This window comes from Bacillus sp. GbtcB10 (assembly GCF_019091365.1).
GTDB lineage: Bacteria > Bacillota > Bacilli > Bacillales > Bacillaceae > Bacillus > Bacillus altitudinis.
Map to the genome: position 1 here is coordinate 1 of NZ_JAGXJP010000155.1, position 270 is coordinate 270.

At 39.6% G+C, this 270-nt stretch carries 1 pseudogene; it reads left to right on the forward strand.

What is annotated here, in order from left to right:
* Positions 1-80: 80 nt before the first annotated feature.
* A pseudogene (truB, locus tag KVT11_RS19940) lies at positions 81-270 on the forward strand (tRNA pseudouridine(55) synthase TruB); the annotation flags it as partial.

Sequence of the window (270 nt, forward strand, 5' to 3'; positions counted from 1 at the left end):
GATCACGAATAAGACGTTGAAATAAGGATAGGCGATGATCGTCTGTCCTTTTTCATCGTTTATGAAAGGACAGAACGCAGGTGCAAAACGGTGTTCTTTTATTACATAAAGAAAGTGGCATGACCTCTCACGACTGTGTGTTTAAAGTGAGAAAGATTTTACACACAAAAAAAGTGGGACATACAGGGACACACGAACCAGAGGTTTCAGGTGTTCTGCCTATTTGTATTGGACGAGCGACAAAAATTGTGGAGTACTTAACAGATAAAT